Annotated in this window: 21 protein-coding genes; 17 read left to right on the forward strand and 4 right to left on the reverse strand. The window is 75.0% G+C overall.

The window, feature by feature from the left end; all coding sequences use genetic code 11:
* The first annotated feature begins 17 nt into the window (after window positions 1-17).
* Complete coding sequence (locus AC1RNL_RS10120; protein ID WP_400530123.1) at window positions 18-482, forward strand: phosphohydrolase; 465 nt, start codon at window positions 18-20, stop codon at window positions 480-482.
* A 7-nt stretch (window positions 483-489) separates the two neighbouring features.
* Here the strand turns inward: AC1RNL_RS10120 and AC1RNL_RS10125 are convergent, their stop codons facing one another.
* From AC1RNL_RS10125 to AC1RNL_RS10140, 4 genes are read right to left on the reverse strand one after another with little or no spacing between them, the layout of a single operon-like run.
* Window positions 490-1572 (reverse strand): lipid II:glycine glycyltransferase FemX, encoded by a 1083-nt coding sequence (locus AC1RNL_RS10125; RefSeq protein WP_492935129.1) that lies wholly within the window; start codon window positions 1570-1572, stop codon window positions 490-492.
* Window positions 1573-1579: 7 nt separating this feature from the next.
* Window positions 1580-2641 (reverse strand): lipid II:glycine glycyltransferase FemX, encoded by a 1062-nt coding sequence (locus AC1RNL_RS10130; RefSeq protein WP_492935130.1) that lies wholly within the window; start codon window positions 2639-2641, stop codon window positions 1580-1582.
* Window positions 2638-3714, reverse strand: coding sequence for a lipid II:glycine glycyltransferase FemX (locus AC1RNL_RS10135; protein WP_310125491.1), 1077 nt, complete (start codon window positions 3712-3714; stop codon window positions 2638-2640). Before AC1RNL_RS10135 ends, AC1RNL_RS10130 begins: the two co-directional genes overlap by 4 nt.
* A gap of 31 nt (window positions 3715-3745) precedes the next feature.
* Window positions 3746-4522 (reverse strand): EI24 domain-containing protein, encoded by a 777-nt coding sequence (locus AC1RNL_RS10140; protein ID WP_146354187.1) that lies wholly within the window; start codon window positions 4520-4522, stop codon window positions 3746-3748.
* Between the two features lie 33 nt (window positions 4523-4555).
* On the opposite strand from AC1RNL_RS10140, the gene AC1RNL_RS10145 reads away from it, so the two are divergent.
* The 16 genes from AC1RNL_RS10145 (at window position 4556) to AC1RNL_RS10220 (ending at window position 20822) form a co-directional block, all read left to right on the forward strand.
* A complete protein-coding gene (locus AC1RNL_RS10145) occupies window positions 4556-5533 on the forward strand; it encodes a DMT family transporter (protein ID WP_492935131.1) in 978 nt (325 codons plus the stop codon).
* The gene (locus tag AC1RNL_RS10150) at window positions 5526-5783 is read left to right on the forward strand and encodes a DUF7218 family protein (protein WP_492935132.1); all 258 of its coding nucleotides are present in this window, start codon (window positions 5526-5528) and stop codon (window positions 5781-5783) included. Before AC1RNL_RS10145 ends, AC1RNL_RS10150 begins: the two co-directional genes overlap by 8 nt.
* Window positions 5784-5851: 68 nt before the next feature.
* A complete protein-coding gene (locus tag AC1RNL_RS10155; RefSeq protein ID WP_492935133.1) occupies window positions 5852-6334 on the forward strand; it encodes a DUF6328 family protein in 483 nt (160 codons plus the stop codon).
* A 104-nt stretch (window positions 6335-6438) separates the two neighbouring features.
* A complete protein-coding gene (locus AC1RNL_RS10160) occupies window positions 6439-7638 on the forward strand; it encodes a MalY/PatB family protein (RefSeq protein ID WP_492935134.1) in 1200 nt (399 codons plus the stop codon).
* On the forward strand, window positions 7635-8930 hold the full coding sequence (locus AC1RNL_RS10165; RefSeq protein ID WP_492935135.1) for an O-acetylhomoserine aminocarboxypropyltransferase/cysteine synthase family protein: 1296 nt from the start codon (window positions 7635-7637) through the stop codon (window positions 8928-8930). The genes AC1RNL_RS10160 and AC1RNL_RS10165 overlap by 4 nt, the downstream gene beginning before the upstream one ends.
* Window positions 8927-9859, forward strand: coding sequence for a methylenetetrahydrofolate reductase (locus tag AC1RNL_RS10170; RefSeq protein ID WP_492935136.1), 933 nt, complete (start codon window positions 8927-8929; stop codon window positions 9857-9859). Before AC1RNL_RS10165 ends, AC1RNL_RS10170 begins: the two co-directional genes overlap by 4 nt.
* Window positions 9856-12117, forward strand: coding sequence for a 5-methyltetrahydropteroyltriglutamate--homocysteine S-methyltransferase (metE, locus tag AC1RNL_RS10175; protein WP_492935137.1), 2262 nt, complete (start codon window positions 9856-9858; stop codon window positions 12115-12117). The genes AC1RNL_RS10170 and metE overlap by 4 nt, the downstream gene beginning before the upstream one ends.
* Window positions 12118-12285: 168 nt before the next feature.
* A complete protein-coding gene (locus AC1RNL_RS10180) occupies window positions 12286-13944 on the forward strand; it encodes a TIGR04028 family ABC transporter substrate-binding protein (RefSeq protein ID WP_128190326.1) in 1659 nt (552 codons plus the stop codon).
* Between the two features lie 14 nt (window positions 13945-13958).
* Complete coding sequence (locus tag AC1RNL_RS10185; protein ID WP_128190327.1) at window positions 13959-14963, forward strand: ABC transporter permease; 1005 nt, start codon at window positions 13959-13961, stop codon at window positions 14961-14963.
* Window positions 14960-15808, forward strand: a complete 849-nt coding sequence (locus AC1RNL_RS10190; protein ID WP_128190328.1) for an ABC transporter permease — start codon at window positions 14960-14962, stop codon at window positions 15806-15808. The genes AC1RNL_RS10185 and AC1RNL_RS10190 overlap by 4 nt, the downstream gene beginning before the upstream one ends.
* Entirely contained in the window at window positions 15805-17565 is a 1761-nt protein-coding gene (locus AC1RNL_RS10195) for a dipeptide ABC transporter ATP-binding protein (RefSeq protein WP_492935138.1), read from the forward strand. The genes AC1RNL_RS10190 and AC1RNL_RS10195 overlap by 4 nt, the downstream gene beginning before the upstream one ends.
* A complete protein-coding gene (locus tag AC1RNL_RS10200) occupies window positions 17565-18602 on the forward strand; it encodes an LLM class flavin-dependent oxidoreductase (RefSeq protein WP_128189768.1) in 1038 nt (345 codons plus the stop codon). Before AC1RNL_RS10195 ends, AC1RNL_RS10200 begins: the two co-directional genes overlap by 1 nt.
* Window positions 18592-19236: a CMD domain protein gene (locus tag AC1RNL_RS10205; protein WP_128189767.1), complete on the forward strand. Its 645-nt coding sequence runs from the start codon at window positions 18592-18594 to the stop codon at window positions 19234-19236. The genes AC1RNL_RS10200 and AC1RNL_RS10205 overlap by 11 nt, the downstream gene beginning before the upstream one ends.
* Window positions 19233-19829: an alkylhydroperoxidase domain protein gene (locus AC1RNL_RS10210; RefSeq protein WP_128189766.1), complete on the forward strand. Its 597-nt coding sequence runs from the start codon at window positions 19233-19235 to the stop codon at window positions 19827-19829. Before AC1RNL_RS10205 ends, AC1RNL_RS10210 begins: the two co-directional genes overlap by 4 nt.
* Window positions 19829-20488 carry a VOC family protein gene (locus AC1RNL_RS10215; RefSeq protein WP_128189765.1) on the forward strand — a complete coding sequence of 220 codons (660 nt, stop codon included), beginning with the start codon at window positions 19829-19831 and terminating at the stop codon, window positions 20486-20488. Before AC1RNL_RS10210 ends, AC1RNL_RS10215 begins: the two co-directional genes overlap by 1 nt.
* Window positions 20489-20585: 97 nt before the next feature.
* On the forward strand, window positions 20586-20822 hold the full coding sequence (locus tag AC1RNL_RS10220) for a dodecin family protein (RefSeq protein ID WP_310125524.1): 237 nt from the start codon (window positions 20586-20588) through the stop codon (window positions 20820-20822).
* Window positions 20823-20891: the final 69 nt, after the last annotated feature.

Raw genomic sequence — 20891 nt, forward strand, 5'->3', positions numbered from 1 at the left:
GGGGCTACGCTCGCGTCATGGCGACCGGCGACCTGCAGCACGCGATCCTCGTGGCCACGCGCGCCTACCAGGGCCGCACCGACCGGCAGGGCGAGCCCTACGTGGCCCACGCCATCCGGGTCATGCTCGACGTCGAGGGCGACGACGCGCGCTCGGTGGCGATCCTGCACGACGTGCTCGAGTGGGGCTCGATCTCGCTGCGCGAGCTGCTCGCCGAGCACTTCCCGCAGCGCATCGTCGAGGCGGTCGAGGCGATGACCGCGCGCGACGACGAGCCGCTCGAGGGGTTCCTCGAGCGCGTGCGGCGGAGCGAGCTCGCGGTGGCGGTCAAGATCGCGGACCTCCGCGACAACGCGCTGCAATGGCGGCTCGACGCGATGCCCGACGCCGCCACCCGCGAGCGGCTGCTCGCGCAGTACCGTCGCTCGGCCGAGCTGCTCGGCACGAGCCTCGACGAGATCTGCGGCCGCGCGGTCGCGTGAGCCTCGGCTACCAGATGCCCCAGGGGCGCCGGCGCACGCGCCGCTCGACCGGCAGCAGCAGCCGCAGGAACAGGCGGTAGCGCGCCTCGTCGAGCACGAGGTCGTGGCTCGGCAGGTGGTCGACGATCGGGCCGAAGAGGCGCTTGAAGATGCCCGGGCCGTGCATCCGGTGCGTCTCGTCGTCGGCGCGCCACGACGGCGGCGTCGCGTACGTGTCGTAGACCTCGCGGCCCTGCTCCTTGAACCACTGCATCGCCGTCCAGCGCAGCAGGTGCGCGCCGCCGCGGATCGCCCGGTCGGGCACGCTCCCGCCGTCCTTGGCCAGCGCGTAGCGGCCGAAGCCGATCATGAACGCCGACGCCTGCGGGCCGTCGTGCGCGCCGTCGTAGCCGAACCAGAAGTGGCCCTGCCCGCGCTCGCACAGCTCGCCCCACAGCGTGCGGTAGTACGCGTACGGCTTCATCGTGTCGACGCCCTTGCCGCCGGCGACCGTCTGCATGAGCGCGTACATCTGCTCGTACGTCTCCTCCGAGTGCGGCACCTTCTCGACGCGGTACCCGTGCTTGATCGCGTTGCGGATGTGGTTGCGCAGCTTCTTGCTGAACCCGGCGAAGATGTCGTCGACGTCTGGGCGCAGGTCGACGAGCACGGTGTGGATGTTCTGCTGCACCGTGTTCGCCGCGCGGAAGCCGGCCGCGCGCAGCGCCTCGCGCCGCTCCGGCGTGTCGACCTCGTACGGCTCGACCTTGACCGCGAACACGCCCTTCGCGACGTCCCCGCGGGCCGCGCGCAGCGCATCCGCGATGCCGGGCAGCTCGTCGAAGGCGGCACCGGGGCCGAGCGGCAGGTACCAGTAGCGGCCGGCGAGGCTGCGGTGCTCGAGGGCGAGCACGTGCACCGGCCCGGCGCCCTCGGCCTCGAGCACGAGGAACACCGGGTGCAGGCGCTCGGTGGCCTTGAGCTTCGCGTAGGCGAGCCCCTGGGTCCACTGGCCGCCGTCGGGGTTCGCCTCGACCCGGGCGTCCCAGTCGAGCAGCTCGTCCTGCCGGGCTCGGCGGATCGTCCAGCGGTGGGCGGATGCGGATGCCACGGGTCTCCTATCGCAGGGCGTCGGTGCCGGGCTTCAGTCGCCACTCGATGCGGCGCACCGCCTGCTCCCAGAGCCGGTGGCGCACGCCGCGGAGCACGATGTCGAACGACGGCAGGTAGCTGACGACGGGCCCGAACTTCTTCTTGAACTGGCCCACGCCGTGGTACCAGTGCGTCTCGTCGTCGAGCTGGTCGGGGCGGGGCGTGCCGCACAGGTCGAAGGCCGACTTGCCGTCGGCCGCGGCGTCCTGCATCGCGCGCCACAGCAGCAGCGCCGCTCCCCCGGCGATGTGCCGCGTCGGGCGCGAGCCGCCGTCCTTGTAGACGGCGGTGCGGCCGGCGAGCGTGACGAAGATCGCGGCCTGCGCCTGCCCGGAGTCGTCGTCGTAGCCGAAGTAGAAGCGGCCGTTGCGGGTCTTCGCGAACTCGCCCCAGAAGAGGCGGTAGTAGGCGTACTCGCGCATCGCCGCGACGCCCTCGCCGCCGTTGATGGTCTTCAGCAGCTCGTAGAAGCGCTCGAAGTCGTGCTCGGTCGCGTCGTGCGCCTCGATGCGCTCGACGCGGTAGCCCTTGTTCTCGGCGCCGCGGATCGACGAGCGGAGCTTCTTCTGGAAGTCCATGATGAGCTCGTCGCCGCGCGTGAGGTCGAGCACGACCGTGTGGGTGAGCAGCTGCATGTCGCGGCTGCGCACGGCGCCCACGCCCTCCATGCGGGCGATGAGCTCGGGGCTGCGGAGCAGGTGCGGCTCGACCTTGATGGCGAGCAGGCCCGCCTGCCGGCGGCCGAACTCGCGCATCGCCCGCACCATGCCCTCGAGGTCGGCGCAGGTCGGGCCGAGCGGCACGTACCAGTAGCGGCCGAGCCAGACGGTGCCCTCGTGGGCGAGCGCGTAGACGGTCTCAGCGCCCTCGACGACGAGGAAGCGCGGCTCGAGCCGGTCGTAGCGCTTGATCTCGCCCATGGCCCGGGCGCCGGTCATGATGCCGCCGTCGGGGTTCTGCTCGATGAGCTCGTCCCAGCGCGCGATCTCGTCGTCGGTCGCGAAGCGGACCGCGGTGGGCGCGCTCATCGCAGCGTGTCCGGGCCGGGCTTCAGGCGCCACTCGACGCGGCGCACGACCGACTCCCACAGGCGGTGCCGCACCGGGTGCAGCACGAGGTCGAACGACGGCAGGAAGCTCGTGATCGACCCGAAGCGCAGCTTGAACTGCGCGAGGCCGTGGAACGGATGCGTCGGGTCGTCGGCGCGGTCGGCCGGCGGCGTGCCGGCGAGGTCGAAGGCGAGCTTGCCCTCGGCGATGCAGTCCTGCATCGCCGTCCACAGCAGCAGCGCTGAGCCGCCGTTGATCTTGCGGTCGGGGCGCGAGCCGCCGTCCTTGTAGACGGCGGTGCGGCCCGCGGTCGTGACGAAGATGCCGGCCTGCGGCTCGTCCCCGTCGTCGTCGTAGCCGAAGTAGAAGCGCCCCGTGCCGGCCTCGGTGAAGCGGCCCCAGAACTCGTCGTAGTACGCGCGCTCGCGCATGCCGGCCATACCCTTGCCGCCCTGCACCGTGAGCATCATCGCGTGCATGCGGTCGAAGGTCTCGCGGGTCGGCTCTGGGCGCTCGACGCGGTAGCCCTTCTTGGTCGCGCCGCGCACCTGGCGGCGGATCATCTGCGAGAACGACGCGAACAGCTCCTCCTCGCCCTGCGCGAGGTCGAGCACCACCGTGTGCGTCATCACCTGCATGTCGCGGCTCTGCTCGAGGCCGAGCGCGACGAGCTCGTTGATGCGCTCGGGCGATCGCTCGAGGTGCGGCTCGATCTTGACCACCAGCAGTCCCTGCTCGGTGCGGGCGAAGGCGCGGAGGCCCTCGACGACGGCCGCCATGTCGGTGGCGGTCGGCCCCATCGGCAGGTACCAGTAGCGGCCGAGCGACACCGAGCCCTCGAGGGCGAGGGCGTGGATGCGCTCGGTGCCGCCGCCGACCGGAAGGGGCGCGTCGATCACGAGGAAGACGGGCTCGAGGCCGTCGAAGCGCTTCACCTCGGCGAACGCCCTCGACTGCACCATGTGCCCGCCGTCGGGGTTCGCCTCGATGAGCGCGTCCCAATCGGCGATCTCGTCGGCGGAGGCGCGTCGGACAGCGGCTGCAGCAGGCATGGAACCTCTCGGTGGGGTGGGCCCGACCAGCCTACGGCGCGCTCTGGACGGCCGTCGTCGGCTCGCCGCGGAGGTCGCGCACCAGCAGGGTAGCGCCCACGACAGCCACGGGCGTCGCGACGACGGCGAGCCCGGGCACGAGCAGCAGCAGGTAGGCGACCATGCCGAAGCCGAGCGACCGCCAGCGACGGCTGCGCAGCAGCGCGCGGCGCTCGGCGAGCGAGAGGCCGCGCGCGTCGCCGGCGATGCCGGTCAGTTCGCGCACGAGCGCGCTGCCGCCGAGCACGGCGCCCGCCACGAGCCCGAGCACCGTGCCGACGAGCGGCACGAGGCCCACGAGGAACACGACGGCGCCCGTGCCGATCGCCATGCCGATGAGCACGACCGCGTCGCGCAGGCCCTTGCCCAGCCCGGGCCAGAAGCCCAGCTCGACCTCGTCGGGGATGCCGCCGAGCCGCCGCTCGACCGAGCGGGAGATGCGCTCGTAGAACGGCTCGCCGACCGCCAGCGTGACGGCGGCGAAGGTGAGCACGCACAGCACGACCGCCCCGACGAGGATGCCGAGGGCGAGGGCGAGCCGCAGCGCGCCCGACCACTGCTCGTCCCACCCGTCGGCGAACGGCGTGAGCGCCTCGGCCCATCCGCCCACCTGGAAGGCGAGCAGCACGACGAGGGCGAGCATGGCGAGCCCCACGATGAGCGCCGGGATGGCGCCCAGCAGCATGAGGCCCGGGTCGCGGGCCCAGGTGCCGAAGCCGCGCAGCAGCAGTCGGGCGCCGGCGAGCAGCTCGGAGACGCGGTGTCGCATGGGGCCATGCTGGCACGTCCGTAGGATCGTCGCGTGCAGATCCCCGCGGCCGAGGCGCGTCCCTCGCACGCGGTCGCGGTGCTGCTCGCGACCGTGCTGTGGGGCACCACCGGCACCGTCGCGCACTTCGCGCCGTCCGGCTCCTCGGCGCTCGCGATCGGGCTCGCGACGTTCGGCGTCGGCGGGCTCCTGCTCGCCGCCGCATCCGCCCGGCGCGTGCTCGGCGTGCTGCGGCAGCGCGCGCACCTGGGGTGGCTGCTCGCCGGCGCCGCGGGCGTCGTGCTCTACCCGGCGGCCTACTACCCGTCGATGACGCTCGCGGGCGTCGCCGTCGGCAACGTCGTGGCGCTCGGCTCGGGCCCGATCTTCGCGGCCCTCCTCGAGTGGGCGGTCGACCGCCGGCGCCCCGACCGGCGCTGGGCGGCCGCCACGGGCGTCGCGGTGGTGGGCATCGCCCTCCTCGCGGTGGGCGGGCACGGCGCCGCCGCGGGCGGCGGACCGGCGGATGCCTCGGCCGCGCCCGCGGGCGTCGCACTCGCGCTCGCGGCCGGGCTGGGCTACGCGCTGTACGCCTTCGCGGGCGCTCGCCTCATCGCCCGTGGCGCTCCGGCGACCGGCGCGATGGGCGCGCTCTTCCTGCTCGGCGGGCTCGCGTGCCTCGCGTGGCTCGCGGTGGTCGGCCTCGGCCCGCTCGCATCGCCGGGCGGCGCGCTCACGATCGGGTACCTCGCCCTCGTGCCCATGGCCCTCGCCTACCTGCTCTTCGGCTACGCGCTGCGGGCGCTGCCGTCGTCGAGCGCGACCACGCTCGCGCTCGCCGAGCCGGTGGTCGCGACGCTGCTCGCGGTGCTCGTCGTCGGCGAGCGGCCGACGCCGGTCGGCTGGGCGGGCCTCGTGGTCGTGGGCGCCGGCATCGCGCTGCTCGCCGTGCCGCGGCCCTTGACGCGACGGCGTCGACGAGTAGCGTCGGTGCCCGACGACGACCCGCTGCGAGAGGAATCCGATGCCTGATCCGCACATCAAGGACGAGGAGCTCTACGAGAAGCTCCGCGACGAGGGGAACTCGAAGGAGAAGGCGGCCCGCATCGCCAACGCGGCGGCGCGCGACGGCCGCTCCGAGGTCGGCGAGCGCGGCGGCGACGCCGAGCGCTACGAGGATCGCACCGGCGACGAGCTGCGCGACCGAGCGAAGGAGCTCGGCATCGAGGGCACCTCGGGGCTCAAGAAGGCCGAGCTGATCGAGCGCCTCCGCGACCACTGAACCGGAGCGCTGCGCCGTGGCGGCGCCCGTGGCGCACGGATGGCCCGAGTCGGTGGCAGGATGCCGACATGCAGAACGACACCCGCGGGCGCGACGAGACCCCTGAGGAGCGCGCCGACCGCAACTTCGGCGACATCCTGCAGGAGCTCCGCGTCGTGCTCACCGGCACGCAGCTGGTCTCCGGCTTCCTGCTGGCGGTCGCGTTCCAGTCGGGCTTCCGCGACCTCGACCAGGACGAGGTGATGCACTACCTCGTGCTCGTCGCGCTCGCCGCGCTCGCGACCGTCCTGGGCCTCACGCCCGTGCTCGTGCACCGCCTCCACTTCCAGAAGCGCATGAAGCAGGAGATCGTGCGGCTGGCGAACGTGCTGCTGATCGCGACGCTCGTGGTCGTGTCGGTGCTCCTCGTCGGCGTGACGAGCTTCATCTTCGAGGTCGTCGTCTCCACGGGTGCCGGGCTGTGGGCGTCCATGGTGTGCGCGGCGGTCGTCGTCGCCCTCTGGGCGCTCGCCTGGGCCGCGAGGCGGAACGCTCCCCAGCGCGACGACTGACGCCCGCGGGCGCGCGCGGCGCATGTCGCCGTGTTACCGCCCGGGGTGCGCCTGCGGCGCAGCCACTGCGAGTCTGGCCCTCGTCCACGAGATGAGGGAGCAGCATGGCCGAGCACTGTCGCGGCGAGCACGCCTGGGACGGCATCCGCCGGGTCGACCTCGAGCGCCCGTCGAGCCGCAAGTGGAGCCTGCACCCGGGCACGATCGGCGCCTGGGTGGCCGAGATGGACTTCGGCACCGCGCCGCCCGTGCGCGAGGCGCTCGCGCGCGCCGTGCAGGACGACGTGCTCGGCTACCTCGCGCCGGCCACGGCCGCCGAGCTCGCCGAGGCGACCGCCGCCTTCCAGGCGCGGGAGCACGGATGGGCCGTCGACCCCGAGCGGGTGCACGCGGTCTCCGACGTCATGGCCGCCCTCGGCGTCGCCGTCGAGGAGTACTCGCCGGCCGGCTCGGCGGTCATCGTGCCGACCCCCGCCTACATGCCCTTCCTCACCTACCTCGCGACCCTCGGGCGACCCGTCGTCGAGGTGCCCGGCGTCGTGGAGGACGGCCGCTGGTGCCACGACCTCGAGGCCATCGACCGCGCGTTCGCCGCCGGCGCCCGCACGCTCGTGCTGTGCAACCCGCACAACCCGACCGGCACGGTGCTGCCGCGCGCCGAGCTCGAGGCGATCGCGGCGATCGTCGAGCGCCACGGCGGCCGGGTCTTCGCCGACGAGATCCACGCCCCGATCCGCTTCGACGGGCGCGCGCACGTGCCCTACGCATCCGTGTCCCCCGCCGCCGCGGCCCACGCGGTCACCGGCACGAGCGCCTCGAAGGCGTGGAACATCCCGGGGCTGAAGGCCGCGCAGCTCATCACCGCGAACGATGCCGACGAGGCCGTCTACCGCCGCTTCGGGTTCGCCGTCGCCCACGGCGCTTCGACGCTCGGCGTGATCGCGTCGACCGCCGCCTACCGCGACGGCGGGCCGTGGCTCGCGGAGGCGGTGGCCTACCTGCAGCGCAACCGCGACCTGCTCGCCGGGCTGCTGGCCGAGCGGCTGCCGGGCGTGCGCTGGCGCGCGCCCGAGGCGACCTACCTCGCCTGGCTCGACCTCGCGGGCCTCGGCCTGCCCGCCGGCAGCCCCGCGACGCTGCTGCGCGAGCGCGCCGGCGTCACGCTCACCGACGGGGCGCTCTGCGGCCGCGGCTCCGAGACGCACGTGCGGCTCGTCTTCGCGACACCCGCGCCGGTGCTCGAGGAGGCCGTCGAGCGGATCGCCGACGCCGTGCTGCCGGTGGGCGCGGGAGCCGGTCGATGAGCGGCGGCTGGGGCTTCGAGACCCGGCAGATCCACGCCGGCGCCATCGTCGACGGCGAGGCGGGCGCGCGGGTCACGCCGATCTACCAGAGCGCCGGCTACGTGCTCGACGACTTCGACGACGGCGTCGAGCGCTTCGCGGGCCGCAGCGCCAAGCGCGCCTACTCCCGCAACGACAACCCGACCAACGTCGTCGCGGCGCGCCGCATCGCCGACCTCGAGGGCGGCGCCGACGCGGTGCTCGTCGCGAGCGGCCAGGCGGCGATCGCCGCGGCGCTGCACGCCCTCGCGCAGGCCGGCGACCACATCCTCACGACCGACCGCCTCTACGAGGGCACGCGCGAGATGGTGCGCGGCTCGCTCGCGCGGCAGGGGCTCGAGTTCGAGCAGCTGCCGATCGACGCCGACGAGGAGCGCTGGGTGGCGGCCGTGCGGCCGACGACCCGCGCCATCTACGCCGAGTCGATCGCGAACCCGCTCGGCGAGGTCGCCGACCTCGCGCTCCTCGGCCGCGTCTCGGCGCGCACCGGCGTGCCGCTCGTGGTCGACAACACCGTCGCGACCCCCTACCTGTGCCGCCCCTTCGAGCACGGCGCGGCCGTGGTCATCCACTCGACCTCGAAGTGGCTCGGCGGCCACGGCTCCGTCATCGGCGGCGCGGTCATCGACAGCGGCGCCTTCGACTGGTCGGCCGAGCGCTTCCCGCACCTGCACGCCCCGCGCCCGCACGGCGCGCCGTCGTTCGCCGAGCGCTTCGGGAGCGCGGCCTACGGCGCCTACCTGCGCTCGGTCATCGTGCTCGAGCACGGGCCGACCTTCCCGCCGACGAGCGCCTTCCTGCTGCTGCACGGCATCGAGACGCTCTCGCTGCGCATGGAGCGGCACGTCGCCAACGCGCGCGCCGTCGTCGCCGCCCTCGCGGCGCATCCGGCCGTCGCGCGCGTGCACCACCCCGACCACGACGACGCCCAGGCGGAGGTCGTCGGGCGGATGCTGCCCGACGGCGCGGGATCGGTCGTCTCGGTCGAGCTGCGCGGCGGCAGGGCCGCGGCGCGCGCCTTCCTCGACCGGCTGCGGCTCGTGAGCCAGATGACCCACATCGGCGACGTGCGCACGCTCGCGATCCACACCGGCAGCACCATCCACGGCAAGCTCGCCGAGGAGGAGCGGCGCGCGCTCGGCATCACGCCGGGGCTCGTGCGGATCTCGGTCGGGCTCGAGCGGGCCGACGACATCGTGGCCGACCTCGAGCAGGCGCTGGAGGGGCTGGCCCTGGAGGAACAGGCACCGTGAGCGCGCTCCCCTACTCCTTCGAGCTCTTCCCGCCCCGGAACGATGCCGCCGCGGCGCGCATGCTCGAGGCGGTCGACGCCTTCGCCGCCGTGGAGCCGGCGTTCGTCTCGGTCACGTTCGGCGCCGGCGGCACGACCTCGCGGCACTCGCTCGGCGTCCTCCAGCGACTGCTCGACGCGGGGGTGAGCCCCATGGCGCACCTCACTTGCACGGGGCTCGGGGTGAGCGACACGGCCCGGCTCGTGCGGCAGTTCCTCGACGCCGGCATCACGAGGTTCCTCGCGCTCCGCGGCGACCCGCCCGCTGACGGCGTCCCCGAGCCCGCCACGTCGCTGCGGTCGGCGGCCGAGCTCGTGCAGCTCATCGATCGCGTCGACTCGGAGCGGGTGCCCTACGCCGAGGTGCCGCTGCCGGGGCTGCGGGCCTCGGCGCTCGCCGAGCGGCGCTGCGGCGTCGAGATCGCCGTCGCCGCCTTCCCGAACGGCCACCCCGGCGCGGGGGTGCACCGCGGCGACGTCGACGCGCTGCTCGCGAAGCAGGAGGTGGGGGCGACGCTCGCGATCACGCAGCTGTTCCACGACCCCTACGACTACGCGCGCTACGTCGAGCTCGCACGCGCGCGCGGCGTGACCATCCCGATCGTGCCCGGCGTCGTCATCCCCACCTCGCACCGCCGGCTCGTGCGCTCGGCGCAGCTCGCCGGCGAGGGGCTGCCGCGCGTGCTCGCCGAGCGGCTCGAGCGGGCGACGCCCGCGGAGGCGGTCGCGATCGGCGTCGATGCGGCCGTCGCGCTCATCGACTCGCTCGCCGAGCACGACCCGCCGGGCGTGCACCTCTACACCTTCAACGACCACCGGCCGGCGATCGACGTGCTGCACGGCATCGGCGCGCTCGCCCCCACCCGCACGATCACGACAGGAGCACCATGACCAGCACCTTCCCCGGGGGCACGATCCTCGGCTACCCCCGCATCGGCCGCCGACGCGAGCTGAAGCGCGCGCTCGAGGCCCACTGGCGCGGGCGACTCGACGACGAGGGCTTCCACGCCGCCGCCGCCGAGCAGCGCCGCGCCGACCTCGAGCGGCTCGTGGCGCTCGGGCTCCGGCCCGACGACGCGTCCATCCCCGTCGACGGCGCGCACTACGACCACGTCCTCGACGCCACGCTCACCTTCGGCGCGGTCCCGCCGCGGCTGCGCGGCCGGCTCCCGGGCGGGCTCGCCGGCGAGTGGCTGCTCGCCCGCGGCGACGCCGAGGACGCGCCGCTCGAGATGACGAAGTGGCTCGACACGAACTACCACTACCTCGTGCCCGAGCTCGACGCCGACTCGACCTTCTCGCTCGCCGACCGCCGCATCGTCGATCGCTTCCTCGAGGCTCGCGAGGCCGGCGTCCACGCGCGCCCCGTGGTCGTCGGCCCCGCGACCTACCTGGCGCTCGCGAAGGCCGACGGGGTGCGCCCGATCGAGCTCGCGGAGCGCCTCGTGCCTGCCTACGCCGAGCTCGCGAGCGCGCTCGCCGCCGCCGGCGCCACGTGGGTGCAGCTCGACGAGCCGGCGCTCGTCGCCGACCTCGACCACGTGGCGACGGCAGAGCTGCAGGCGGTCGCGCGCGCCGGCGCCGACGCGGTGCGGAGCGCGGGGCTGCGCGTGCTGCTGCACACCGGCCACGGCGACGCGGCCGGCCGGGTCGAGCCCCTCGCTGCCGACGTCGACGCGCTCGCCATCGACCTCGTGCGCGGCACCGCGCCCGCGACCGGGGCGCTGCCGCTCGTCGCGGGCGTCGTGCACGGCCGGAACGTGTGGCGCACCGACCTCGACGCGGCGCACGAGGCGCTGCGCTCCCTCGCCGAGCGCGGCCCCGTCTCGGTCGGCACGTCGACCTCGCTGCTGCACGTGCCGCACGACCTCGACGCCGAGGGCGGCCTCGACGAGCGGCTGCGCTCCTGGCTCGCCTTCGCCGACCAGAAGGTCGAGGAGGTCGCGGCCCTCGCCGCGGCGCTCGAGGGCGCTCCCGACGAGGCGCGCTTCGCCGCCGCGCGCACTGCCATCGCCGACCGCGCCGCCGCGCCCGGCGTGCGCGACGGCGCGGTGCGCGAGCGCCTCGCGGCGCTGCCCGCCGAGGCGCGCGAGCGCGCGCCCTATGCCGAGCGCGACGCGCTGCAGCGCAAGCGGCTCGACCTGCCGCCGCTGCCGACGACCACGATCGGGTCGTTCCCGCAGACGGGCGAGATCCGCGCCGCCCGGGCGCGCCACGCGCGGGGCGAGCTCGACGACGCCGCCTACGCCGAGGTCCTGCGCGCCGAGGTGCGCCGCGTGGTCGAGCTGCAGGAGGAGCTCGGCCTCGACGTGCTCGTGCACGGCGAGCCCGAGCGCAACGACATGGTGCAGTACTTCGCCGAGCACTTCGACGGCTTCGCGGCGACCGAGCACGGCTGGGTGCAGTCGTACGGCTCGCGCGCGACCCGGCCCTCGATCCTGTGGGGCGACGTGTCGCGGCCCGCGCCGTTCACGGTCGAGTGGATCGCCTACGCGCAGTCGCTCACCGACCGGCCCGTCAAGGGCATGCTCACGGGCCCCGTCACGATCCTCGCGTGGTCGTTCGTGCGCGACGACCAGCCGCTGGGCGAGACCGCCGATCAGGTGGCGCTCGCGCTCGCCGACGAGATCGCCGACCTCGAGGCGGCAGGCGTCTCCATCGTGCAGGTCGACGAGCCGGCGCTGCGCGAGCTGCTGCCGCTGCGCCGCGAGGCGCGCCCCGACTACCTCGCGTGGTCGGTGGACGCGTTCCGGCTCGCGACCGCGGGCGCCGCGCCGGCGACGCAGATCCACACACACCTGTGCTACTCGGAGTTCAACGCGGTGGTGGATGCGATCGACGGCCTCGACGCGGACGTCACGAGCATCGAGGCGGCCCGCTCCCGCATGGAGGTGGTCGGCGCGCTGACCGAGCACGGGTTCGGCCGCGGCATCGGACCGGGCGTCTACGACATCCACTCCCCTCGCGTGCCGGGCGCCGACGAGCTCGACGCCCTGCTCGCGACCGCGACCGACGGCATCCCCGCGGGGCTGCTGTGGGTCAACCCCGACTGCGGGCTGAAGACCCGCGGCTACGAGGAGACCGTGGCGAGCCTGCGGGGGCTCGTCGAGGCAGCGGCGCGCGCCCGCGCGGCGGTCGCGGTGCGCTGAGCCGCTCTCCGGCCGACGGGGCCGTCCGCGCGAGCGGGCGGCCCCGTCGGCCTGGTGCGCGACCGCATCCCTGGCGAAGTGTGACGCCGCGTTGCAGGGCGATGTGCGCGACGCGACCCGATCGTCTGTACTTGTGGCAGCACCAAGTCCTGCTTATGGAGGTTCATCGTGGTCCACAGCACGTCCCCCCGCCGGGTCGGCATCGCCGGCGCCCTCGTCGCCGCGCTCGCGCTCTCGGCCTGCTCCGCGAGCGAGGCGTCCTCGCCCGCCGCCGGCGGCGACGGCGAGCCGGTCGTCGGCGGCACGCTCACCTACCTCGAGCATCAGGCCTACACCTCGCTCTACCCGCCGAGCGCGGGCTTCTACCCCAACGGCGCGCTCGTCAACAACCTCACCGCACGCCTGCTGCACCAGGACCCCGAGACGCTCGAGCTCGAGCCCTGGATCGCCACGGCGCTGCCGGAGGTGAACGACGACGCGACCGAGTACACCTTCGACATCCGCACCGACGTCACCTACTCCGACGGCACGCCGCTGACCGCCGAGAACGTCGTCGCGAACATCGAGCTCTTCGGGACAGGCGACACCGACCGCGCGCTCATCGTCTCCGAGGCGATCAACGACTTCACCGCCGGGGAGGTCGTCGACGAGGACACGGTGCGCTTCACGTTCAGCGCGCCCGCCCCCGGCTTCGCGCAGGCAGTCTCGACCATCAACTCGGGCCTGCTGGCCGACGCGACGCTCGAGCGCGACTCCGAGGGCTTCGGCCCTGGGAACGCGACCGAGATCATCGGCGCGGGCCCCTTCGTCGTCGAGTCGGAGGAGGTCGGCACCTCGATCCGCCTCGCCGCGCGCGAGGACTACGCCTGGGCCCCCGCGTCGGCCGAGAACCAGGGCCGCCCGTACGTCGACGCCGTCGACATCGTGATCGCGCCCGAGGACAGCGTGCGGATCGGCGCGCTCACCTCCGGCCAGGCCCACATCGCGCGGCAGGTCGAGCCGCAGCACGAGGCCGAGGTCTCCGCCGCCGGGATCCCCATCGTCGCGGCGCAGACCAACGGCGTGAACAACGGCCTCAGCTTCCGCTTCGGCCACCCGCTGCTCGAGGACATCCGCGTGCGGCAGGCGCTCATCGCCGGGATCGACCGCGAGGCGATCGTCTCGTCGATCTTCTCCGAGCAGTACCCGCTCGCCACCTCGTCGCTGTCGCAGACGGCGCTCGGCTACGCCGACCAGGGCGACGCCTACGCCTTCGACCCCGAGCTCGCGAACCGGCTGCTCGACGAGGCCGGCTGGGAGCCCGGCGCCGACGGCATCCGCGTGCGCGACGGCGAGCGGCTGCACCTGGTCGTGAACGAGGCGCTCCCGCAGCCCCGCTCGCGCGACGTCATCACGCTGGTCGCGCAGCAGCTGCGCGAGGTGGGCGTCGAGCTCGAGCTCTTCCAGGGCGACCAGGCCGCGCAGACCGCCGCATCGGCCGACGTGGAGCAGATCCAGATCTACCACTCGATGGTCGGGCGCGCGGACTTCGACGTGATCAAGAGCCAGTACTCGATCGAGAACCGCAGCACGCTGCAGAACGCCGACGCCGACGGAGAGCCGATCGACGCCGAGCTCGAGGAGCTGCTGCAGCGCGTCGCGTCGGAGCCGACCGTCGACGGCCGCGAGGAGGCCTCGGCCGCCATCCAGGCGCACCTGACCGAGCAGGCCTACGTGCTGCCGTTCTTCGAGGAACCGCAGGTGTACGGCGTGCAGCCGAACGTGCAGGGCTTCCGCACCGAGTCGGTGGGGCGCCCCTCGCTCGCTGCCGTCTGGCTCGAGGACTGAGGCGGGAGGCGAGCATGAGCGTCGTGATCCGACCCGCACCGGAGGCAGCTCCGCCCCGCTGGCGCCCCGCCGCGCCGCCGACCGCCCGGTTCGCGCTCCGCCGCGTCGGGCAGGCCCTCCTCGTGGTCGTCGCGACGTTCGTGCTCGCCTTCCTCCTGCTGCACGCGCTGCCGGGCGACGCGATCGTCGCCCGGTACGCGAGCCCCGAGCTTGGCCTCACCCCCGAGCAGCTCGAGGCCCTCCGCGTCGCCTACGGCGCCGACCAGCCGTGGTGGGTGCAGCTGGGCCTGTCGGCGGGGGGCTTCCTGACCGGCGACCTCGGCACCTCGCTGCAGAGCGGCGCGGAGGTCTCGACCCTCATCGCCGCCTCGCTGCCGCCGACGCTCGCGCTCGCGGGCCTCGGCTTCGCGCTCGCGGCGGTGCTCGCGGTCGGCATCGCCGCCGCCGCGACCTTCGCGGGCACCGAGTGGCTGCGCCGGGCGTTCCGCTCGCTGCCGCCGCTGTTCGTCTCCATCCCGGTGTTCTGGATCGGCATCGTGCTGCTGCAGGTGGTCTCCTTCCGGCTCGGGCTCATCCCCGTCATCAACGCGAGCCCGGCAGAGGCGCTCGTGCTCCCGGTCGTCACCATCGCGATCCCGATCGCTGCCCCGCTCGCGCAGGTGCTCATCCGCGCGATCGACGACACGCTCGCGGAGCCGTTCGTCATCGTCGCCCGAGCGCGCGGGGCCGGCCCGGCCTGGCTGCTCGGCAGGGAGGTGGCCCGGAACGCGCTGCTGCCGACCCTCACCATCGCCGGCGTGCTCTTCGGCGAGCTGATCGCGGGCGCCGTCGTCACCGAGACGGTCTTCGCCCGCTCGGGGCTCGGCCGCCTCACCGCCGATGCCGTCGCCACCCGCGACATCCCCGTGCTGCAGGCCGTGGTCGTCATCTCGGCCGTCGCCTTCGTCGTCATCAACCTCGCCGTCGACCTGCTCGCTCCGGCGATCGATCCGCGCCTCAGGAAGGAGGTGCGGGCATGAGCGCCGTCACGAGCCTCCTGCTCCCCCGCCGCGACGAGCCCGCCGCGCGGCCGAAGCCGCGCGCGACCCTCGTCGTCTCGATCGCCGTGCTCGCGATCGCGCTCGCCTGGGCGTTCCTGCCGTGGCTGTTCACGAGCCAGGACCCCCTCGCCGGCGTCGCGGCCGACGCCCTGCAGGCGCCGAGCGCCGCGCACCCGTTCGGCAACGACGCGACCGGCCGCGACCTGCTCGCCCGCGTCATCTTCGGCGCCGGCAACTCGCTCTCCGGCGCCGCGATCGCGGTGCTCGTCGGCCTCCTCGCCGGCACCGCGATCGGGGTGCTCGCCGGCTCCATCGGCGGCCTCGTCGAGGAGGGCCTCATGCGGGTGGTCGACGTGCTGCTCGCGATCCCCGGCCTGCTGCTCGCGCTGAGCGTGATCGTGCTGCTCGGCTTCGGCGTCACGAACGCCGCGATCGCCGTCGGCGTCACCTCGATCGCCGTCTTCGCCCGCCTCTCGCGCTCCCAGGTCGTGCGCGTCCGCCGCAGCGACTACGTCGAGGCGGCCTTCGGCTCGGGCGGCACCTTCCTCGCCGTGCTCGGCCGCCACGTGCTGCCGAACTCGCTCGGGGCGGTGCTCGCGCTCGCCGCGCTCCAGTTCGGCAGCGCCATCCTCCAGATCTCGACCCTCGGCTTCCTCGGCTACGGCGCACCGCCGCCCACGCCCGAGTGGGGCCTGCTCATCGCCGAGAGCCGCGACTACGTCGCGAGCGCCTGGTGGCTCACGACGCTGCCCGGCGTCGTGGTCGCCGCCGTCGTCCTCGCCGCGAACCGGATCGCGGCCGCCATCAGGGAGGCAACCGCATGACCGAGCCGCTGCTGCGCGTCGACGGCCTCGCCGTCTCCTACCGCACCCGGCACGGCCGCGGCCTCCACGGCCGCCGCACCGCCGTCGAGGGCGTCTCGCTCGAGCTCGGCCGCGGCGAGGTGCTCGCGCTCGTCGGCGAGTCGGGCTCGGGCAAGACCACCATCGGCCAGTCGATCATCGGGCTGCTGCCGGAGGGCGGCCGCGTCGACGCGGGGTCGATCGAGCTGCGGCTCGCCGGTCGTCCGGTCGACCTGGCCCAGCTGCCGCCGCGGGCGGTGCGCGAGCTGCGCGGCCGTCGGATCGCGCTCGTGCCGCAGGACCCGGGCACGTCGCTGAACCCCGTGCAGACCATCGGCGCCTCGGTCGCCGCACCGCTGCGCATCCACGCGGGCGCGAGCGCGGGCCTCGGCGGCCGCGACCGCATCCGCCGCCGCGTCGTCGAGCTGCTCGACCGCGTCGGGCTCGACGATCCCGAGCGGCGCGCGGGCCAGTACCCGCACGAGCTCTCGGGCGGCATGCGGCAGCGGGCGCTCATCGCCGCGGCCATCGCTCTCGAGCCCGAGCTGATCATCGCCGACGAGCCCACGAGCGCCCTCGACGTCACCGTCCAGCGCCGCATCCTCGACCTGCTCGACGAGCTGCGCGCGGAGCTCGGCTCGAGCGTGCTGCTCATCACGCACGACCTCGCGGTGGCGGCCGAGCGCGCAGACCGCATCGCGGTGCTGCGCGGCGGCGCGCTCGAGGAGGCGGGCGCCACGCGCGCCGTGCTGCAGCAGCCGGCGAGCGCGTACACGCGCGAGCTGCTCGCCGACGCGCCCGCGCTCGCCGACCTCGCGCCGCGTGCCGCGCGCGCTCCTGCGGCGCCGCTCGTCGAGGTCGCCGGCCTCGTCCACGAGTACGGGCGGGGCGCGGATGCGTTCCGCGCCGTCGACGCCGTGACCTTCGGCATCGAGCGGGGCACGACGCACGCGCTCGTCGGCGAGTCCGGCTCGGGCAAGACCACGATCGGCCGCGCTGTCGCCGCGCTCCACGCGCCGACGGCCGGCGCGATCCGGATCGGCGGCCGCGACGTCGTCGCCGACCGGCGCGACCGGGGCATCCGCCGGCTCGTGCAGCTCGTCTCCCAGAACCCGTACGCCTCGCTCGACCCGCGCCGCACGATCGCGCAGACCATCGGCGAGCCGCTGCGCAACTGGCGTCCGGAGGAGGGCGGCCTGCGCGGCACTGGCCCCGGCGGCCGGGCGGAGCTCGCCCGCCGCGTCGCCACGGCGCTCGACCAGGTGGCCCTGCCCGCAGACGTCGCCGGCCGGCTGCCGCGCGAGCTCTCGGGCGGGCAGCGGCAGCGCGTCGCGATCGCGCGCGCGCTCATCATCGAGCCCGAGGTGGTGGTGCTCGACGAAGCGGTGTCGGCGCTCGACGTGACGGTGCAGTCGCAGATCCTCGACCTGCTCGAGGCGCTGCAGCGCGACCTCGGCCTCACGTACCTGTTCATCACCCACGACCTCGCGGTCGTGCGCCGCATCGCCGACACGACGACGGTGCTGCGCCGCGGCGAGGCCGTCGAGACCGGCAGCGCCGAGCAGGTGCTGACGGCGCCGCAGCACGACTACACGCGCGCGCTGCTCGAGGCCGTGCCGACGCCCGAGTGGCTGCGCGCCGCGCAGCCGGACCGCGCAGCCGCGCCCGGCCCATCCGTCCGCACCGCGCAGCCCGTCCGCACCGCCCAGCCCGTCCGCACAGCCCAGGAGGTGGCCTGATGGCCCCAGAGATCGGATTCTTCACGCGCATCCTCGACGATGCCCCGGCCGCCGAGCGCTACCGCATCGCGCTCGACCAGATCGAGCTCGCCGAGCGGCTCGGCTACCGCACCGCCTGGGTCGCGCAGCACCACCTCGACCGCGACGAGGGCGGCCTGCCGTCGCCGTTCGTGCTGCTCGCCGCGGCCGCCGCCCGCACCCGGCGCATCCGGCTCGGCACCGCGATCCTCACGCTCGCGCACGAGCAGCCGACGCGCACCGCCGAGGACGCCGCGGTGCTCGACACGATCGCCGGCGGCCGCTTCGAGCTCGGGCTCGGCACCGGCGGCAGCCCCGCGACGCTCAGCGCCTTCGGCGAGGACCCCGCGCACCGCCGGGCCGTCTACGACGCGAAGCTCGTGCGCGTGCGCTCGCTGCTGGGCGGCACCGCCGACGTCACGATCGAGCCGCGGGCGGCCACGCTGACCGACCGCATCTGGCAGGCCACGTTCTCGGTCGAGGGCGCCCGCGCGATCGGCGCGCAGGGCGACGGGCTGATGCTCTCGCGGCTGCAGCCGCCGCCCGCCGGCCTGCCCGACGCGGCCCTGCCACCGCGCGTGTGGGATGTGCAGCGGCCCGTCGTCGACGCCTACCTCGACGCCCTGCCCGCGGGCGTGCAGCCGCGCATCCTCGCCTCCCGCAGCGTCGTCGTCGTCGACGCCACCGAGCGCCGCGCGGTGCGCGCGCACGCCGAGGCGGGCCTGACGCGGCAGCTCGCGCAGCTGCAGGGCGTCGCGCCCGGCTCGCTCACGCTCGACGAGCTGCTCGTGCGCAGCGAGACGCACCTGGGCACCGCGACCGAGGTCGCCGAGTCGCTCGCCGCCGACGCTGTCGCGGTCGGCGCGACCGAGGTGTCGATCCAGGCGCACTCGGTCGACCCCCACCACGAGATCACCGCGCGGTCGCTCGAGCTGTTCGCCCGCGAGGTCGCCCCCGCGCTCGGCTGGAACGCCGGGCGCACCCACGAGCAGGAGCAGGAGCACCGCCATGTCGCATGACGACGTCATCGACCACCTCGCCGAGATCCCCGCCGGGTCGCGGCTCGACGAGATCCGGCGCGCGCGGCCCGACGCGCGCGAGCACGCGCAGCAGAGCTTCCTCGCGCTGCTCGAGCCGGCGGCACCGGGCGCGCTCGGCCTCGCCGACCGCTACGCGATCGCCGCCTACGCGGCGATCCTGCACGACCCGTCGCCGGAGCGCTCGCGCGCGTCGGCGTTCTACCTCGAGCTGCTCGCGGACGAGGCGGACCCGGCCCTCGTCGCCGCGGTCGCCGACGCGGCCGACGCGGGGCGCGCCTCCGGGCCCTACGGCGGCTACCGCGAGCCCGACCTGCGCGGCGAGGCCGTCGACGGCCCCGCCGCAGCCGTCGACCGCAGGGCCATCCCGGCGCCGCTCGCGGCGGCCCTCGAGCACGCGCACCTGCTCGTGCTGCACCCGCGCGACGCTCGCCCCGAGTCGCTGCGCGCGCTCGTCGACGCCGGCTGGGAGGCCGACGCGATCGTCTCGCTCAGCCAGCTCGTGGCGTTCCTCGCCTTCCAGCTGCGGCTCGTGCACGGGCTCCGCGCACTCGCCGCCGCGCCCGCGGCACCTGCCGAGCCCGCCGCATCCGACCTCCAGGAGGCCCGCGCATGACCGCCATCATCGAGCACGAGGCGCTGCGGCGCCCGGAGCGCTTCACGCAGCGAGGGCTCGGCTGGGTGCCGTGGCTCCCGCCGGTGCCGGAGGGCGAGCTCACCGACGTGCAGCGGCACGCGCTCGTCGAGGCGTCGCGGTCGACGAGCCCGTACTTCCGGCTGCTCGCGCGCGACCCCGAGGCCCTGCGCGCCCGCACCCTCACCGACCTCGACATCTTCGGCAACGAGGAGGGCGGCCTGCCGCGCTGGGAGCGCGAGCTCTCGGCCGCGGCCGCGTCGCGGGTGAACGGCTGCGTCTTCTGCGCCTCCGTGCACGCCCGTGCCGCCTCGAGGCTCTCGGGGCGCGGGGACGACGTGCAGCGGCTCCTCGACGAGGGCGTCGGCGCCCGGGTCGACGAGCGCTGGGACGCGATCGCGGATGCCTCGGCGGCGCTCACCGCGACCCCCTCGGGCTTCGGGGCGGGGCACGTGGAGCGCCTCCGGGCGGCGGGCATCGACGACGCGGGCATCGTCGACCAGATCAGCGGTGCGGCGTTCTTCAACTGGGCGAACCGCCTGATGCTGTCGCTCGGCGAGCCGGAGGTCGTGTGATGGGGGTGCCTGCGCTCCTCGACCACGTCGTGCTGGCCGGCCCCGACCTCGCCCAGGCCGTCGAGCTCGTCGAGCGCGCCACCGGGGTGCGCGCGGCCCCGGGCGGGGCGCATCCGACCGGCACCGCGAACGCGCTGATCGCGTTCACCCGCGGCGGCGAGCGCGTGCGGCAGTACCTGGAGGTGATCGGGCCCGACCCGGCCTCCGGGAGGTCCGCCGACGAGACCGCCGCGTTCGGCATCGCGCGGCTCGATGCGCCCGCGGTGGCGAGCTGGGCCATCCGCCCCACCGACCTCGACGCCGCCGTGGCCGGGGCGCGCGCTGCCGACGTCGCGATCAAGGACGTCGAGCCGCTCTCACGCCGCACGCCGGACGGCGGCGAGCTCGCGTGGCGGCTCGCGCGGCCCGTCGATGAGCGGCAGCCGCCGTTCCTCATCGACTGGGGCTCGACGCCGCACCCGGGACTGGGCGACATCCCGGTCCTCGAGCTCGTCGGGCTCCGTCGGCTGGCGCGGTCGCCGGGCGAGGAGGAGGCACGCCTCGCCGCGCTGGGCGTCGAGACCGGCGTCGGGCCGGATGCGGTCGCCGTGGTGCCGGCGGAGGCCGACGGCTTCGAGGTCGAGGTGCGCGTCGGCGACCGCACCGTCGTGCTGCGCTGAGCCGGCGGATCGGCGCTCGGGGGTTCCGCTCGGCGGTCAGGAGCGCTTGGCTGGGAGACGAGGAGATCCCTCGCATCGCGGTCAAGGAGGATTCGCCATGGCATCTGTCGCACGCATCACCACCATCAGCTCGCGCTCGGACGTGAGCTTCGAGGACGCCGTCAAGCAGGGCATCGCGCGGGCCAGCGAGACGCTGCGCGGCGTCGAGGGCGCGTGGGTCAAGGACCACGTCGTCAACATCCGGGACGGCGCGATCACCTCGTGGCAGGTCACGCTCGAGGTCACGTTCGTGCTGGACGACGCGGGGCACCCGGTCGACGCCTCGGCCGACTGACCCGGCGCGGGCGGGGCGAGTGCGCCCCGACGTGCGCAGCGGGCGCGGCGGCAGTGCACGCTGCCGTCG

Source organism: Agrococcus sp. GW821-FHT14H11 (genome assembly GCF_058803545.1).